Origin of the sequence: Staphylococcus devriesei (assembly GCF_002902625.1) — a bacterium.
Classification (GTDB): domain Bacteria; phylum Bacillota; class Bacilli; order Staphylococcales; family Staphylococcaceae; genus Staphylococcus; species Staphylococcus devriesei.
Genome location: NZ_PPRG01000029.1, coordinates 14033 through 31528, shown reverse-complemented (window position 1 = coordinate 31528; position 17496 = coordinate 14033). Strand labels below are relative to the sequence as shown.

Below are 17496 nucleotides of genomic sequence, written 5' to 3'. Positions count from 1 at the left end.
TCACTCACCCCAATTTCTGCTTAAATGTCTTTATTTTGTTCATCATTTTCAGAAGTAGTTTCTTCACTGTCCTCAGATGGAGTGTCGATATCAGCTGCTAGTTCTGCAGTAGTTAAGTTTGATTCTTCTAAATTAACATCATCAAATTCAACATCTTCATCACCAGACATTACAATTTCATCAGCTTGTTCTTCTGATTCAATCACTGGGTAAATGCCAGCTTCGCGTGCATCCGTTTCTGATTTAATATCAATCTTCCAACCAGTAAGTTTAGCAGCTAAGCGTGCATTTTGTCCTCTTTTACCGATAGCAAGTGATAATTGATAGTCAGGTACTACAACAATAGTTGATTGATTTTCTTCGTCAACGATAACTTCAAGTACTTGTGATGGACTTAAAGCATTACGTACAAATACTTTTGGATCTTCATTCCATTGAACGATATCAATTTTTTCTCCACCTAGTTCTTCTACTACCGCTTCTACACGTGCGCCTTTAGCACCTACACAAGCGCCGACTGCATCTATATCTGGATTGTCAGAGTATACGCTAATTTTTGAACGATCACCAGCTTCGCGGGCTACTGATTTAACAATAACGGTACCATCATAAATTTCTGGAACTTCTTGTTCAAATAAACGTTTAAGTAAACCAGGATGGCTTCTTGAAACATAAATTTGAGGACCTTTAGTTGTTTGTTCAACTTTATTAACATAAACTCTGATTCGTTCATTCGGAATATAACTTTCATTAGGACTTCTTTCGGCTTCAGAAAGCACCGCTTCAATACGATCTAAGTTTACATATACATAGCGATGATCAACACGATCAATAACACCAGTTAGAATATCATCTTCTTTATCGATAAATTCAGTGTATAAAATTTCTCTTTCAGCATCTCTTAAACGTTGCATTACAGCTTGTTTAGCTGCTTGAGCGCCTACACGACCGAAGTCTTTAGGAGTAACATCTTCTTCATAAATGTCGCCTACTTCATAAGCTGGGTTTTTAACAAGTGCTGTACTTAAATCTACTTCATCACGGTCGTCAAATACTTCTTCCACAACCTCCTTACGTGCAATAACTTTAAACGTACCTTCATCCATATTTAATTCAACGCGTACATTTCTTGCGCTATCATAGTTCTTTTTATAAGCAGTGATTAATGCTGCTTCAATCGCATCAATTAATACTTCTCTTGGAATTTTCTTTTCTTTCTCTAAATATTCAGTTGCTAATAATAATTCATTACTTGCCACAATTATTCCTCCTCACACGTTAAATCATTACAGCGTGACGTGCTTTTGCTATTTTATTTCTTGGTATTTCAATTTGTTTAGTTTTAGCTTTTTCTTTAACTTCCATAGTTATTGTTTCATCATCAACAGCTTTTAAAATACCTAACCATTCTTTGTCACCTTCAATTGGCGCATACAATGATATAAACACTGGTTTCTCAATCGCATTTTGATAATCTTTTTCTTTTTTTATCGGACGTTCTGCGCCCGGTGATGCTACATCTAAGTAATACATTTCTGGGATTGGATCATTTTCATCCATTGCTTCGCTAATCTTTTCAGAAGCAAGCGTGCAATCATTTAAATCAATGCCGCCTTCTTTATCAATAGAAATTCTCAAAAAATGGTCTTTACCTTCTTTAGTATATTCAACGTCAACTAATTCGAAATGTAAGTCATCTAAAATAGGAGTAATGATAGTTTCTACTTCTTCAGTTATCTTACTCATACAGGCCTCCTTTTTTGGCAAATAGAAAAGAGCGGGTATATGCCCACTCTTTCTGCCTGAGTCTAATTTTTTACGCATCATAAGTATATCACACTTTAATTTGTTAAACAAATTAAGCCTTTTCACTTACATAAACTGATGCGCTAAATACAATAATGTTTTATTACATATCAAAAATTGAAAGTTGAGCTTTATCTGGTAAATCGGGTAAAGAACCTAAATCATCTAAATAGTCGATGATTTTCTGTGATAAGCCCGCTTTTTTATTTAAGTCTTCTTTAGATAAGAATGGACCATCTTCACGTGCTTCAACGATACGTTTTGCTACGTTTTCACCAAGGCCTGGCACTGCAATAAATGGTGGAATAAGCGTGTCGTCTTCAATAATGAAGTCGAAAGCTTGACTCTTCTCAAGGCTAATGGGTTGCATGCGATAACCCCTATGAGCCATTTCATTCATAATTTCTAATACAGTTAAGACATCTTTTTCCTTTTTACCCAATTCCATATAATGAGAATACATATCTTTAATTGTATTTTTAATACTTTCCTTATCTTTAATCATAGTTATCAAATCGAAATCTGATGCACGAACTGTGAAATAAGACGCATAATAATATAAAGGATAATGCACTTTAAAGTAAGCTATACGAACTGCCATTAAGACATATGCAGCCGCATGGGCTTTAGGGAACATGTATTTTATTTTAAGACATGAATCTAAATACCAATCAGGTACATTATTTTCCTTCATTGTTTCAATCATTTCGTCTGTTAAGCCTTTACCTTTACGTACTGATTCCATTATTTTGAAAGCCATTGAAGGTTCTAATCCAGCATACATTAGGTAAACCATAATATCATCACGACATCCGATTACTCCTGAGAGGTCACATATTCCAGAACGAACTAGTTCTTGAGCGTTACCTAACCATACATCTGTCCCGTGAGATAAACCTGAGATTTGAACAAGTTCAGAGAACGTAGTAGGTTTCGTATCTTCTAACATTTGGCGAACAAATCCTGTACCAAATTCAGGTACACCGAACGTTCCTGTTTTACATAGTATATCTTCTTCTGTTACACCTAGCGTTTCAGGACTACTAAAGATCTGCATTGTTTCTTTATCATCAACAGGTATCGTCTTCGGATCGATGCCAGATAAATCTTGCAACATACGTATCATCGTAGGGTCATCGTGCCCTAGTATATCAAGTTTTAATACATTATCATGAATAGAATGGAAATCAAAGTGTGTAGTCATCCATGAAGCACTTTGATCGTCCGCCGGGTATTGTATTGGTGTGAAATCATAAATATCCATATAATCCGGAACAACAATGATACCACCAGGGTGCTGACCTGTTGTACGTTTGACACCAGTACATCCTTTAACTAAACGATCAATTTCGGCACCACGTTTATGAATACCTTGATCATTTAGATAGCCTTTTACGTAACCAAATGCAGTCTTTTCAGCCACGGTGCCAATTGTACCAGCACGAAAGACTTTATCTTCCCCGAATAGTACTTTTGTATAGTTATGAGCATTAGGTTGATATTCCCCACTAAAGTTTAAATCAATATCGGGAACTTTATCCCCCTTAAATCCTAAGAATGTTTCGAATGGGATATCTTGCCCCTCTTTAATTAAATCAGCGCCACATGAACTACATTGTTTATCCGGTAAATCAAATCCTGAACCTACAGAACCATCATCAAAGAACTCACTCGTTTTACAATGAGGACAAATATAATGTGGCGGAAGCGGATTAACTTCGGTAATTTCTGTCATGGTCGCTACAAAACTTGAACCTACAGAACCACGTGAACCTACAAGGTATCCATCGTCTAATGATTTTTTAACAAGCCGTTGCGAAATTAAATAAATAACAGAAAATCCATTTCCAATAATACTTGCTAATTCTTTTTCTAAACGATCAATAACAATTTGTGGTAAATCTTCGCCATATAATTTCTTCGCATTAGAATAGCTTAATTCACGTATTTCTTCGTTTGCTCCATCCATACGTGGTGTATAGAGCCGATCTTTAATCGGTATCACTTTATCAATACGATCAGCTAACTCATTCGTATTTTTCACTACGATTTCATACGCCTTCTCTTCCCCAAGAAAATGGAATTCATCCAACATTTCATCAGTCGTTCTAAAATGTGCCTCTGGTAAAGTTGAACGGTTAAGTGGATTACCAGGTTGAGAGGCAATTAAGATTTTACGAGCTATTGCATCGTGTTCATATAAATAGTGCGCGTTTCCTGTAGCTAATACTGGAATACCCGTGCTCTCTCCAGCTTTTAAAATACGGTCATATATTTCATATAACGTTTGGGTATCGCGAATTAACTCACGGTCGATTAAATCTTGATAAAGTTTAGGCGGTTGAACTTCAATAAAATCATAGTATTGAGCAATTTTTTCAACTTCTGATTGGTCACGTTGCATAACCGCTGTAAAGAGCTCACCTTCATCACATGCTGTACCGACTAAAATCCCTTCACGATATTCATTTAATAATGAACGTGGAATTCTAGGTGTTCGATAATAATATTTGACTAATGATGCACTAACAATTTTAAATAGGTTTTTTAACCCTTCTTGTGTTTGTACAATCAAAGTTACGTGTGTAGGACGCGCACGTTTATACGCATCTTCATTAGTTAATTTTTGATTAATATCTTTATGGTTCGTTACACCAAGTTCTTTCATTTGTTGAACCATTTTGATGAATATATAAGCAGTAGCTTCAGTATCGTATATCGCTCTGTGGTGTTGAGTAAGTTCAACACCATACTTTTTAGCTAAGAAATTTAAACCGTGCTTACCATATTCAGTATTAATCGTACGTGATAGTTCAAGTGTATCAATAACCCCGTTAGTAGAAGGACCGAAGCCAAGGCGTTCATATCCTGTGTCGATGAAGCCCATATCGAATGAAGCGTTATGCGCTACGAATATAGCATCTCCTACCCATTCTTTAAATTCAGTAAGTACTTCATCAATTTCTGGAGCATCGGTTAACATGTCATCAGTGATGTGCGTTAGGTTAATAATTGTTTCTGATAACTTTTCGTGTGGATTACTAAAACGTTCGAATTTATCAATAATCTCACCATCGTGTACCTTAACTGCTGCTAATTCAATAATTTGGTCGTATTGATTTGATAAACCAGTAGTTTCGACGTCAAATACGACATAAGTAGCTTCTTTTAAATTACGGTCTGTAGGTTTGTAAGCGATTGGCACACCATCGTCTACTAACATACCTTCCATACCGTAAATCATTTTAATGCCATTCTTTTCAGCCGCACTATGAGCGTCAGGAAAGGCTTGAACCACGTTATGATCAGTTACAGCAATTGCTTTGTGCCCCCAATTAGCTGCTTGAGTAACATACGCTCCAATATTTGGAATACCGTCCATTTGGCTCATAGCAGTGTGCAAGTGAAATTCTACGCGCTTGTCTTTCGCTTTATCTTGTTTTGGACTTTTTTTAATTTCTTCAATATCAGACATCATCATTACTAAATCATGTACAAAGGTATCTTCTTCGATACGACCTTGCGCACGCACCCATTTACCTACACTTAAAGCTTTGAAGTGATCTAAATCGTCTTTATTTTTACGGGTAAACATTTTTAAAACTAGTGAATCTGTGTAGTCAGTAACTTTTAACTCTACTATATGACGACCACTTTTTAATTCTTTCAGGTTAATATCAAAGATAACCCCTTCAATAGCTACTTTAAATTCTTCTTCAATAATTGACTCAATTGGTTTAATATTTTCAACCTGAATTGGTTTACCGATTTGACATTTATCTACATTGCTTTCGTTATTATCTTGTTGTTTAGCTTTTTCAGCTTTCATTTTTTCTAATTTTTCAGTAGCTTCTCTCGCACTTTTCTCATCTTCTTCTTGAATATGTGCTTCTAGTGAGGCTAAGTCATCATCTGAACTTGAATCATCCGTTTCAAATACTACTTTATCTATATTAAAACCACATTTTTGAAAAGCTTTAACTAAACTACCGTTACATACTTTGTCAAAATGATTTCTTTCAATATCATTAGAGGTCATAATTTTTAATACATTACCTGACATAATTAAACGTTTTTGTTTAAGCTGGCCTTTGACTTTAGGAGATAATGCCGTATGTTCAATACAATGTCCAAAATATTTTAATGCATGCTCATCTTGGTTACTTGTATTTTGAATTGTAAAATGCCAGTCTACTTTTGCAATTTCTTTAAATTCTTCAGTAATTGCATTTGTGAAGATTAAATAATCTTCATTTGAAAGAAAGTGAGGCAATGTAAATTGAAATTCCCATGTTCTATTTTTATTTGATACATTTACTCGAGTTAACTCGCCTTGTTCAATTATCTCTTTATCTAATTGCTCAGACATTTTAATTTGTTCTGCGAGAACTCTAAATTTTTCCTGACTTGTCATTGCCACAATGGATAACCACCTTATTTCTTACTAATTACTTTGCTTGTTTCTTTCTTTTTGTGAGCTGCTGTTTGCAAACTTGCTTTATATTATACTACTGTAATCTAACTTTTTCATAGATGACGTTTAATCTTTTTATTTTTAAATAGAAAAGAGAGCGACAAAGAAATCTAACTTGATACTTAAGATTTCACGCTCTCTTATTATAATCATAACGAAATAAATTCATTTCGATTATACTTGCCTACTGCTAAAATTAAGCAGTCTAGAACATCTTACAATGAAATATTCCAGACTGCTCTTATTTATATATTTATAAGTTCTCATATAAAGAAGTTACATGTTTAGCAAGGTCATCAATATGCACTTCTTCACTTTCGCCAGTTTGACGTACTTTTACTTCGACGATACCTTCAGCAGCTCGTTTGCCTACGACAATACGAATTGGTAAACCAATTAAATCTGCATCGTTGAATTTAACGCCTGCTCGTTCTTGACGGTCATCATAAAGCACATCATATTGTTGTTGTAATTGTGAATATAATTGATTACTTAATTCTAATTGTTCTTCTTTTTTAGGGTTAATCGTAATTAAATGTAAGTCAAATGGCGTAACTGATTTAGGCCATATAATCCCATTTTCATCGTTGTTTTGTTCAACAATGGCACTTAATGTTCTAGATACACCTATACCATAGCAACCCATGATTAATGGTTGTGCTTTACCTTGATTATCTAAGAATGTTGCATTCATAGATTCTGAATACTTAGTACCTAATTTAAAGACTTGTCCGACTTCAATACCTTCAGCAAATTTAGCTTCGCCTGAACCGTCACTTAATTGTTCACCTTCAAGAATGAAGCGGAAGTCGCCGTATTCATCAACATTGAAATCGCGCTCTATATTAGCATTAACATAATGATAACCATCTTCATTTGCGCCTACGACTAAATTATTTAAATCTTTAACGTAGTTATCAGCATAGATTTTAATTTCATTATCATGAATTGGTCCAAGTGAACCTGGATGCGCACCTAATAAGTTCACGATTTCATCTTGAGTTGCCATGTCAATATTATCAGTACCAAAATGTGCTTTTACTTTCACTTCGTTTAATTCATGATGTCCACGTACTAAGAACATAATAAACTCGCCGTCAATTTTAAAAATCATTGTTTTTACAATTTCATCAAGAGGACGATTTAAAAAATCAGCCAATTCTTGAGCCGTCTTCACATTAGGTGTAGCAATTTTTTCAAGTTCTGCTATTTCAGTATGTTTTTCATTAGGATGATAAACTACTTCTGCTTTTTCAATATTAGCTGCATAATCACTAGACTCACTAAACACTATCGTATCTTCACCGATTTGGCTTAAAGCCATAAATTCGTGTGTGTGGTTACCGCCAATTGCTCCGGAATCAGCTACAACCGGACGAGCATTAATACCTACACGTTTAAAGATAAGGCTATAAGCGTTATACATATCTTGATATGTTTGATCTAATGATGCTTCATCAGCATGGAATGAATACGCATCTTTCATAATGAATTCTCGGCCACGTAATAACCCAAAACGCGGACGTTGTTCATCGCGGAATTTAGATTGAATTTGAAATAAAGTAAGTGGTAATCGTTTATATGATTTCAACTCATCACGCACAATTGATGTCACTACTTCTTCATGTGTAGGTCCTAAAGCAAATTCTCGCCCATTACGGTCTTTTAAACGCATTAATTCTGGGCCATAAGCTCCCCAACGACCTGATTCTTCCCATAATTCTGCTTGTTGTAGCGCAGGCATTAAGATTTCAACCGCATCAACACGTTCCATTTCTTCACGAATAATTCTAGAAATATTATTTAATACGCGCGTTGCGAGTGGTAAATAACTATAAATCCCGCTTGTACTTTGCTTAATCAACCCTGCTTTTAATAATAATTGATGACTTAGTGCCTCTGCTTCAGCAGGCACTTCCCTCATCGTTGGTATAAATACTTTCGATTGTTTCATATCTTTATCCTCCTAAATCTATAAGAAATAGCGTTGAATGTCGTTCCAAGTTACTAATATCATAATAATAACTACAAATAATGCACCAACAGCAATGATTGCTGTTTCAGCCTTTTTATTAACTGGACGTCTGAAAATCGCTTCATAAATTACAAATAGAATTCTACCACCGTCTAGTGCCGGAATAGGTAATAAATTCATAATACCTAAGTTTACACTTAGCAATGCCGTATAATATGTCAACGCTATAATGCCTTGTTTCACTACTGAATCCACATTATGATAAATGCCAACCGGCCCATTTAACATATCGAATGAGAAATTACCTGTGAAAATACTCGCTATCATACCGCCTACAGCTGAGAATATTAACGTGCTTGCATCAATAAATTGACTAAAACCGAGAGCAAGTGGTTTAACTATAGTATGTTCTCTTTGAGGTTGAAAGCCTAAAACGTAATTCGTTTCAGAATTTAATTTTGTTTTTTTAATGACTTGCTTTTTAGGCGTAATATCAAAAGATTTAGTTTGGTTATCTCTTTCAACCTTAATAGTCGTTTTATTATCTTTAATGTCTTTCATTGCTGATTGGATTGCTTCAAAATCATTAACTTTATGATTACCTACCTGAACAATTTTATCGCCTGATTTTAGTCCTGCCTTTTGAGCAGGGAAATTATCTGCTATTTGTCCTACTGTTGAAGTTGGCGTCCCTTGGTAATAAGCTAACCCTATAAATAACACTAATGCTAGTAGGAAATTAAATAATGGCCCCGCAAATAATGTTAAAAATTTCGGCAACGGTTTTTTATGTGTAAACTGGCGATTTGTTGGTGCAATTTGAATCAAGCTACCATTTTCAACAAAATAAGCTTTTTTAGCGATTGGATAATGATGACGTTCATTATCATAAGAGGTAATACCTTCAATATATAATTCATCTTTAAAATCACATTTTTTCACTTCAATTGCTTCAATTTGTTGGAATTTATGTTGATCATCTAAAATGATATGTGTAATTTCATCGTGATCGTTTAATTTAATTTTAACGCTCATGCCGGGTTCGACTGGAGGCTCTTCTAATCCATCTCCGGCCATTCTTACATATCCGCCTACAGGCAACAAACGAATAGTGTATAACGTTTCGTCTTTACGAAAACTAAATATTTTGGGTCCCATACCAATCGCAAACTCTGGACACATAATTCCTGCACGCTTTGCAAAAAACATATGACCATATTCGTGTACTGTCACAAGCACACCAAATACGATAATAAATGAGACAATCGTGATTAAATAACTCACATGCCACACCTCATTTAACTTTATTTTTTCTACAACTATTCTTCTTTTAGAATGATGTAGATTATGTATTATTTAGTTGAATTATTCAAGAATTTTATTTTTAAGAAAAGGAGTTAAGAATTACATTATCTAGTAAATCTACTGAAATGTGAACTCAATAACTCCTCAATTATATCATTATACTTTTTTCATATATAAACAGAACGTTAAATTCTTGCTACATTTGTATTAATAAGATGTTGAGTAATGGCAAGACGAACATAAAGCTATCGAATCGGTCGAGTATTCCACCGTGACCAGGTAAAATACGACCAGAATCTTTCACACCAAAATGACGTTTGAAACCTGACTCAACTAAATCTCCTAATTGTCCGAACATACTTAGGATAATTGTTACAACCAATAATAACCAAATGTTTAGATGAAAGTCTACGAAGAATAACATAACTAATGGCACTATTAAACTACAAATCAGCCCGCCAATAAAACCTTCTATTGTTTTATTGGGACTAATCACTGGCCAGAGTTTGTGTTTTCCCATTAAACGGCCAAAGAGATACGCTCCAGTATCCGTGAGCCATACAACTAAAAATGCATAAAGGATATAGTGTAAGCCATCAGAGCGTGTAGCATAGAAATACATAAATCCTATGCCTACATAAGCTACTGACATTAAACAAAATGCTGCATCCATAAAACTAAATCTGTTTTTAGAAAGTACAGTATAACTAAGCAATATAAAGCTCATTGCTATTAAGCTTTTTAATTGAATATCATTTACCCAATCGCCGGCAGCTTGTGGCAACATAATAATGATTAATGCCACTGCACTAAATATACCGGGTACAGAAAGAAATTTAATCATATTCATATTTAAAAGTTCTTTTAAGGCAATTAATGCTAATAGGTAAGCAAATAACATTAAAATAGTTCCACCTTTTAATAAAATAGGCAGAAAAATTATTAACGCAATAAGCGCGGTTAAAGTTCTTACTTTCATACGCTACTCCTTACTTAATCCTCCAAAGCGTCTTTGGCGAGATTGATATATTTTTAAACATTTTCTGAATTCTTCACCATCAAAGTCTGGCCATAACTTCTCATTAAAGATAAATTCACTATAAGAAGTTTGCCAAATAAGGAAATTACTAATACGTTGTTCTCCAGAAGTACGAATTAATAATTCAGGATCTGGGTATGGATGCGTCATTAAATGTTTCGTTATCATTGATTCCTCGATGTCGTCACTAGTTTGACCATTATTTTGAAGCTCATCATAAATTGATTTCATACTTTGAACAAGTTCAGCTCGTCCACCATAATTAATGGCAAATATTAATTTCAACCCTGTGTTATCTTTAGTTTTCGCTTTGGCATGTTCTATAGCTTCAATCGTTGATTGAGGTACTGCATCTAAAAATCCAATGGTTTCTATTTGAACATTTTTTTCTATTAGTTCTGGTAGAAAAGTTTTTAAAAAATTAACAGGTAAATTCATGATATAATTAACTTCATTTTCAGGTCTAGACCAATTTTCAGTTGAAAAAGCGTATAAAGTTAAATATTTAATACCTAAATCGCTAGCCTCTCGAGTTACTTTCTTGATTGTTTGCATACCTTCATAGTGACCTTTGATTCTTGGCATTTTACGCTTTTTAGCCCAACGTCCATTTCCGTCCATGATAATCGCTACATGTTCAGGTAAATTATGTACATCTAAATCATCGTTCTGACTGATTTTAGTCTTATTTCTTTTTATTAGCTTTTTAAACATGGTCTTTCCTCCGAGCCTGATCATCTCTGTTATTATATTAATTATTAATAAATCATCTATCATTTTATCATACTCGATAATGGCATTGAATAAGCAAATTAAAAAACTGTACCAAAGTCTGAATTGGTACAGTTTAGACTAAAATAATTTATTGAGCCGTGAAACCAATAGTTTATACTTTGAAAAACCAATTTAAGGCTTCTCATAAGTAGAATTTAAGCCAAATCTCACTCTTTGTTTTGACAAAACTTTAAGGCTAATTTTGTACTTTAACAAAGCTTTGGTCTTTGCTAAATTCTAAACATATTTGTTCAAAACTCTTACCCATTATTAAAAATTAAATGTTACTGGCGGTTTCATTAGACAGACATAATATCTTTTTCTTTATCTTCAACTAGTTGATCAATTTCTTTAATTGAATTGTCTGTCGCTTTTTGAACATCTTCTGTTTGACTTCTTAAATCATCTTCAGTAATGTCGCCATTTTTTTCATCTTTTTTCAATTGGTCATTGATGTCACGACGGATATTACGAATAGAAACTTTAGCATCTTCACCAATTTTTTTAACGTTTTTCACTAATTCTTTACGACGTTCTTCTGTTAATGCAGGTACTGTTATGCGAATAACTTCACCATCACTAGTTGGATTAACGCCTAAGTTAGCAGCATTGATTGCTTTTTCAATATCTGAAACAGATGATTTATCATATGGAGAAATGACTAATAAACGTGCTTCGGGAACATTGATACTTGCTAATTGTTGAACAGGTGTTGGCGCACCATAGTAGTCAACTGTAACGCCGCTCAATAAATTTGAATTGGCTCTACCCGCGCTAATATTAGCTAATTCACGAGATAAGTTATCAATAGATTTACTCATTCTAGCCTTAGTATCTTGAATAATGTCACTCATAATTTTACACCTCTAGTTATTTAGTTATTAATGTACCTATTTTTTCGCCCATTACTGCACGCTTAATATTTCCTTCTTCCATAATTGAGAAGACATTTAAAGGAATATTATTATCCATGCAGAATGATGACGCAGTTGAATCCATAACTTGTAGACCTTCTTGTAACATTTGGATATGTGTTAAATGCTCATATTTAACTGCGTTACTATCTACTTTAGGGTCTGCTGAATAAACGCCATCAACATTATTTTTACCCATCAATATAACATCAGCTTCTACTTCTGCTGCACGTAAAGCTGCAGTTGTGTCTGTAGAGAAATATGGATTACCGATACCTGCTGCAAAAATAACTACACGTTTCTTTTCTAAGTGTCGGATAGCACGACGACGAATATATGGTTCAGCAACTTGTTTCATTTCAATTGAAGTTAATACGCGTGTATCACATTCTAATTGTTCTAAACTATCTTGTAATGCTAGAGCATTCATAACAGTAGCAAGCATGCCCATGTAATCAGCTGTTCCACGGTCCATGCCTAAATCACTACCAGTTTTACCTCTCCAAATATTACCGCCACCGACGATTACAGCAATTTCACAGTCCATTTTAGCTACTTCAGCAACTTGTTCCGCTACACTTTTAATGATAATTGGATTAATACCGAAGCCTTTATCACCAGCAAGTGCTTCACCACTAAGTTTTAATACTACACGTTTATATTTAGAAGTTTGCGCCATTGTTTTTTCCTCTCTATTGTAAAAATATGTAATTATACAAGTAAAGAAGACACAGACGCGTCTCCTAACATAAAGTAAACTTTATAGTAGAAAACCTCAAAGGTGCCTTCTTTCTTGTTTAATAATGTTGACAGATTATTTCATTTGTCCTTTAACTTCATCAGCGAAGTTTTCTTCACGTTTTTCCATTCCTTCGCCTACTTCATAACGTACGAAGTCAACAAGTTTTCCACCTTTAGATTTTAAGAAAGCTTCAACTGTTTGATCTGGATCTTTAACAAAGTTTTGGTCAACTGCACAAATTTCTTGAAGATATTTACGTAAACGACCTTCTACCATTTTTTCAACGATATTTTCAGGTTTACCTTCATTTAATGCTTGTTGTTTTAATACTTCTCTTTCGTGGTTGATTTCATCTTCACTTACTTGATCTGAAGAAACATATTTAGGGCTAATTGCCGCGATGTGCATAGCAACATCTTTAGCTGCTTCTTCATCAGAAGAACCTTCAACAACAGTTAATACGCCAATACGTCCACCCATGTGTAAGTAAGCGCCGAATGCATCGTTATCTGATTTAGTTCTAATTTCGAAACGACGAATGCTTAATTTTTCACCGATAGTTGAGATAGCTTCTTTCATTCTTTCGTCAACTGTTTTACCGTTTGATAATTTAGTTTCTAATAAAGCTTCAACTGTTTCAGCTTTACTTTCAAGAATTTGGTTAGCAATTTCTTTAACTAATTCTTGGAACCCTTCATTACGAGCAACGAAGTCTGTTTCAGAGTTAATTTCAACGATAGCAGCTTCATTACCTTTTACTTCTACATGTACTAAACCTTCAGCTGCGATACGGTCAGCTTTTTTAGCTGCTTTAGCGATACCTTTTTCACGTAAGTAATCAATCGCTTTATCGATGTCACCATCAGTTTCAGTTAGCGCTTTTTTACAATCCATCATACCAGCGCCAGTTCTTTCACGTAATTCTTTAACAAGTTTTGCTGAAATTGCCATTAATTATTCCTCCAATATTTATAATTGTAATAATAGATGATACCTAAATATTACCATTAAAGGCACTATAATTTCCAATACTCTATTATTATTTTTTAGTTGTTTTTATCCTTAGAGATGATTTTACTCTTTTAGTTAAAATGACGCTTTATAAAGCGGTAGCATTTAAAGTATTAAGTCAATTATCTAAATTTAATCATTTAATTAATTGTTAGAAAAAAGGGCGATAAGCATTACATCTTATCACCCATTTAAACTATATCTTAGTTTGATTCAACAGTAGTATTGTCTTCAGTTGATTCTGCTTTTTGAGTATCTTCTTTTTCATCTAAATCGATGTTTTGTTCTGCAGCTACTTCATCGTTAGAAATACCTTGTTGACCTTCTAAGACAGCATCAGCCATTTTACCAGTTAATAATTTAACGGCACGAATAGCATCATCGTTTGCTGGGATAACGTAATCAATTTCATCTGGATCACAGTTAGTGTCAACAATACCAACGATTGGAATATTTAATTTATGTGCTTCAGCAATTGCGTTACGCTCTTTACGAGGGTCAACAACAAAGATTGCTTGAGGCATAGATTTCATATCACGAATACCGCCTAAGAATTTGATTAAACGGTCATATTCTTTTTTAAGTTCAACAACTTCTTTTTTAGGTAAAACGTCGAATAAACCGTCTTCTTCCATCTTTTCGATTTCAGAAATACGTTTAATACGTTTAGAAATTGTTTTATAGTTAGTTAAAATTCCGCCTAACCATCTTTGGTTAACGTAGAATTGTCCAGCACGTTCTGCTTCAGCTTTAACTGATTCTTGTGCTTGTTTTTTAGTACCAACGAATAAGACTTTACCGCCATCTTCTGATACTTGTTTAATGAAGTTATAAGCTTCTTCAACTTTTTTCACTGTTTTTTGTAAGTCAATGATATAGATACCATTTCTTTCAGTGAAGATGTATTTTTTCATTTTTGGGTTCCAACGGCGTGTTTGGTGACCGAAGTGAACACCGGCTTCTAGTAATTGTTTCATTGAAATTACTGCCATAATAAAATTCCTCCTATTGGTTATTTACCTCCACAATAAACTAATATAAAGACAATATTTTATTGCACCCTTTATATATACATTTATTATGTGTGTATTGGCTTTATAGCCGTCAATAATATTATCATATAACTGCTTATAGTGCAATCATTTATTTTATTACTAATTTCAACTTAATCAGAATAAAAACTGCTGATGAGAATTTTATCTTCAGCAGTTCACTATATATGTTGAAATAATATCATTCACTGACTCTTAACATTATTTATTGCGTTCTAGTTCATCTAAGAATTTTTCTTTTTTAACTTTAATGAAAGTACCTTTCATACCTAAGGATCGTGATTCAATCACACCTGCACTTTCTAATTTACGTAATGCATTTACAATTACTGAACGTGTGATGCCGACTCTATCTGCTACTTTAGAAGCGATAAGTAAACCTTCGTTACCACCTAATTCTTCGAAGATGTGCTCAATAGCTTCTTTTTCTGAATATGAAAGTGAGTTGATTGCCATTGTAATAGCCGCTTTATCGCGTGCTTCTTTTTCTACTTCGTTATGTTTTTCACGTAAAATTTCCATACCGATAACTGTTGCCGCATACTCACCAAGAACTAAATCATTTTCGTTGAAGTCGTCTTTAACACGGCCAAGTACTAATGTACCTAATCTTTCTCCTCCACCAAGAATCGGAAAGACTGTAGTACGGCTGCTAGTAAATGTATCTCTGTCTTCAGGTGGAAATACAGTTAATTCGTTATCAATATTAATGTTAGATTCTGTTTGTTTAACGTCCATTAATAATTCAGTATATTCACTTGGAATGTGCTTACTTTCTAACATTTCATTAATTCTTTCACTTTTTAAAAGTTCATTTAAACTTGAACCTAAGATTTTGCCTCTACGCGAAACAATAAATACATTTGTTACTGTAACATTACTGATAGTTTGAGCAACGTCTTTAAAATCTACCGCAATGCCCTTATGTTTTTGTAATAATGTGTTAAGTTCTCTAGTTTTAGATAATAAGCTCATAAAATTTCTCCTTTATATATATTATAAGATAAATGCACTTAAATCTTTATTAGTTGAAATAGATTTCAACTTATCATCAACATACTGTGGCGTTATATCTACAACCGCATTCGGCATACTTGGTGCTTCATACGATAAATCTTCAAGCATTTTTTCTAAAATAGTGTGTAAACGACGTGCACCAATATTATCAGTGTCCTGATTTACTTGATAGGCTATTTCAGCTAATCTTGTAATCGCTTCCTCTGAGAAGTTCACAGTTACATTTTCAGTATTAAGTAGAGCCTCGTATTGTTTGATAAGTGATAACTTAGGCTCTGTCAGTATTCTATAAAAATCATTAACTGTTAAGCTTTCAAGCTCAACTCTAATTGGAAAACGTCCTTGTAACTCTGGAATCAAATCACTTGGTTTGGAAACATGGAAAGCCCCCGCACCGATAAATAGCATGTGTTCAGTATTTACAGTACCATATTTAGTTTGAATCACGCTACCTTCGAGAATCGGCAAGATATCTCTTTGAACACCTTGTCTAGAAACATCTTGTCCACTATTAGAATTATTTGTTGCTACTTTATCAATTTCATCGATAAAGATGATACCCATTTGTTCAGCTAATTCTAAAGCTTCTTGATTTGCTGTTTCTTGATCTATCAATTCGTCAGCAAAGTCATCAGCTAAAACTTTACGCGCAGTTTTCACTGGCACTTCACGTTCAACCTTACGTTTAGGCATTAATTGGTTCATCATATCTTGCATTTGTTGGTTTTGGTTAGTACCAAGCATACCTAGAGCGCCTGGATCTTGCTCTACTTTAATTTTAACTTTCTCTTCTTCAAGTTTACCCTCTAAAAGTTGTTGTTTAATTTCAGAGCGTTTCGTTTTGATTTCTTCAGTAGGTGCTTCTTCTTCCTCTTCTTCATTATTATTATTAAAGTTAGGAATAGCACCTCCTAATAAAGACTCAAGTGGATTATTATTTTGTGATGCCTTTTTCTTCATGCTAGGAACTAATAATTTTACTAATTTTTCATTAGCTTTATTAATTGCCTCATCTTTAACTAGTGCTTTCTTTTGGTCTTTCACTAATCTTACTGCAACATCAACTAAATCTCTTACCATGCTTTCAACATCACGTCCAACATAACCTACTTCAGTAAATTTAGTTGCTTCCACTTTAATGAAAGGAGCTCCTACAATTTTAGCCATGCGTCGTGCTATTTCAGTCTTACCTACACCTGTTGGGCCAATCATTAAAATATTTTTAGGTGCGATTTCTTGTTTAGTTTCTTCGTCAAGAAGGCTTCTTCTATATCTATTTCTTAATGCGATAGCTACTTTACGTTTAGCGTCGTCTTGACCAACAATGTATTCATTCAATTTAGATACGATATCTTTAGGTGTTAATTTTATACCGATTGCATCCATC

At 34.0% G+C, this 17496-nt stretch carries 13 protein-coding genes; all 13 read right to left on the bottom strand.

The features are described 5' to 3' along the window. Positions 1 to 20: 20 nt before the first annotated feature. Positions 21 to 1259, bottom strand: coding sequence for a transcription termination factor NusA (nusA, locus tag CD147_RS04630; RefSeq protein WP_103166274.1), 1239 nt, complete (start codon positions 1257 to 1259; stop codon positions 21 to 23). Positions 1260 to 1278: 19 nt separating this feature from the next. Continuing rightward, entirely contained in the window at positions 1279 to 1746 is a 468-nt protein-coding gene (gene rimP / locus CD147_RS04625; RefSeq protein ID WP_103166273.1) for a ribosome maturation factor RimP, read from the bottom strand. Between the two features lie 163 nt (positions 1747 to 1909). Next, on the bottom strand, positions 1910 to 6220 hold the full coding sequence (locus CD147_RS04620) for a PolC-type DNA polymerase III (protein WP_103166318.1): 4311 nt from the start codon (positions 6218 to 6220) through the stop codon (positions 1910 to 1912). 313 nt (positions 6221 to 6533) lie between these two features. Further along, positions 6534 to 8234, bottom strand: coding sequence for a proline--tRNA ligase (locus tag CD147_RS04615; protein WP_103166272.1), 1701 nt, complete (start codon positions 8232 to 8234; stop codon positions 6534 to 6536). Positions 8235 to 8252: 18 nt separating this feature from the next. Then, entirely contained in the window at positions 8253 to 9539 is a 1287-nt protein-coding gene (rseP, locus tag CD147_RS04610) for an RIP metalloprotease RseP (protein WP_103166271.1), read from the bottom strand. 217 nt (positions 9540 to 9756) lie between these two features. Then, positions 9757 to 10539, bottom strand: coding sequence for a phosphatidate cytidylyltransferase (locus tag CD147_RS04605; protein WP_103166270.1), 783 nt, complete (start codon positions 10537 to 10539; stop codon positions 9757 to 9759). Between the two features lie 3 nt (positions 10540 to 10542). Next, positions 10543 to 11313 carry an isoprenyl transferase gene (locus CD147_RS04600; RefSeq protein ID WP_103166269.1) on the bottom strand — a complete coding sequence of 257 codons (771 nt, stop codon included), beginning with the start codon at positions 11311 to 11313 and terminating at the stop codon, positions 10543 to 10545. A 359-nt stretch (positions 11314 to 11672) separates the two neighbouring features. Continuing rightward, a complete protein-coding gene (gene frr, locus CD147_RS04595; RefSeq protein WP_103166268.1) occupies positions 11673 to 12227 on the bottom strand; it encodes a ribosome recycling factor in 555 nt (184 codons plus the stop codon). A 16-nt stretch (positions 12228 to 12243) separates the two neighbouring features. Continuing rightward, positions 12244 to 12966, bottom strand: a complete 723-nt coding sequence (pyrH, locus tag CD147_RS04590; RefSeq protein WP_103166267.1) for a UMP kinase — start codon at positions 12964 to 12966, stop codon at positions 12244 to 12246. Between the two features lie 135 nt (positions 12967 to 13101). Further along, positions 13102 to 13980: a translation elongation factor Ts gene (tsf, locus tag CD147_RS04585; protein WP_103166266.1), complete on the bottom strand. Its 879-nt coding sequence runs from the start codon at positions 13978 to 13980 to the stop codon at positions 13102 to 13104. Positions 13981 to 14243: 263 nt separating this feature from the next. Beyond that, complete coding sequence (gene rpsB / locus CD147_RS04580; protein ID WP_103166265.1) at positions 14244 to 15032, bottom strand: 30S ribosomal protein S2; 789 nt, start codon at positions 15030 to 15032, stop codon at positions 14244 to 14246. 261 nt (positions 15033 to 15293) lie between these two features. After that, positions 15294 to 16067: a GTP-sensing pleiotropic transcriptional regulator CodY gene (gene codY, locus CD147_RS04575; protein WP_103166264.1), complete on the bottom strand. Its 774-nt coding sequence runs from the start codon at positions 16065 to 16067 to the stop codon at positions 15294 to 15296. 21 nt (positions 16068 to 16088) lie between these two features. After that, positions 16089 to 17495: an ATP-dependent protease ATPase subunit HslU gene (gene hslU / locus CD147_RS04570; RefSeq protein WP_103166263.1), complete on the bottom strand. Its 1407-nt coding sequence runs from the start codon at positions 17493 to 17495 to the stop codon at positions 16089 to 16091. Between the last annotated feature and the right edge of the window lies 1 nt (position 17496).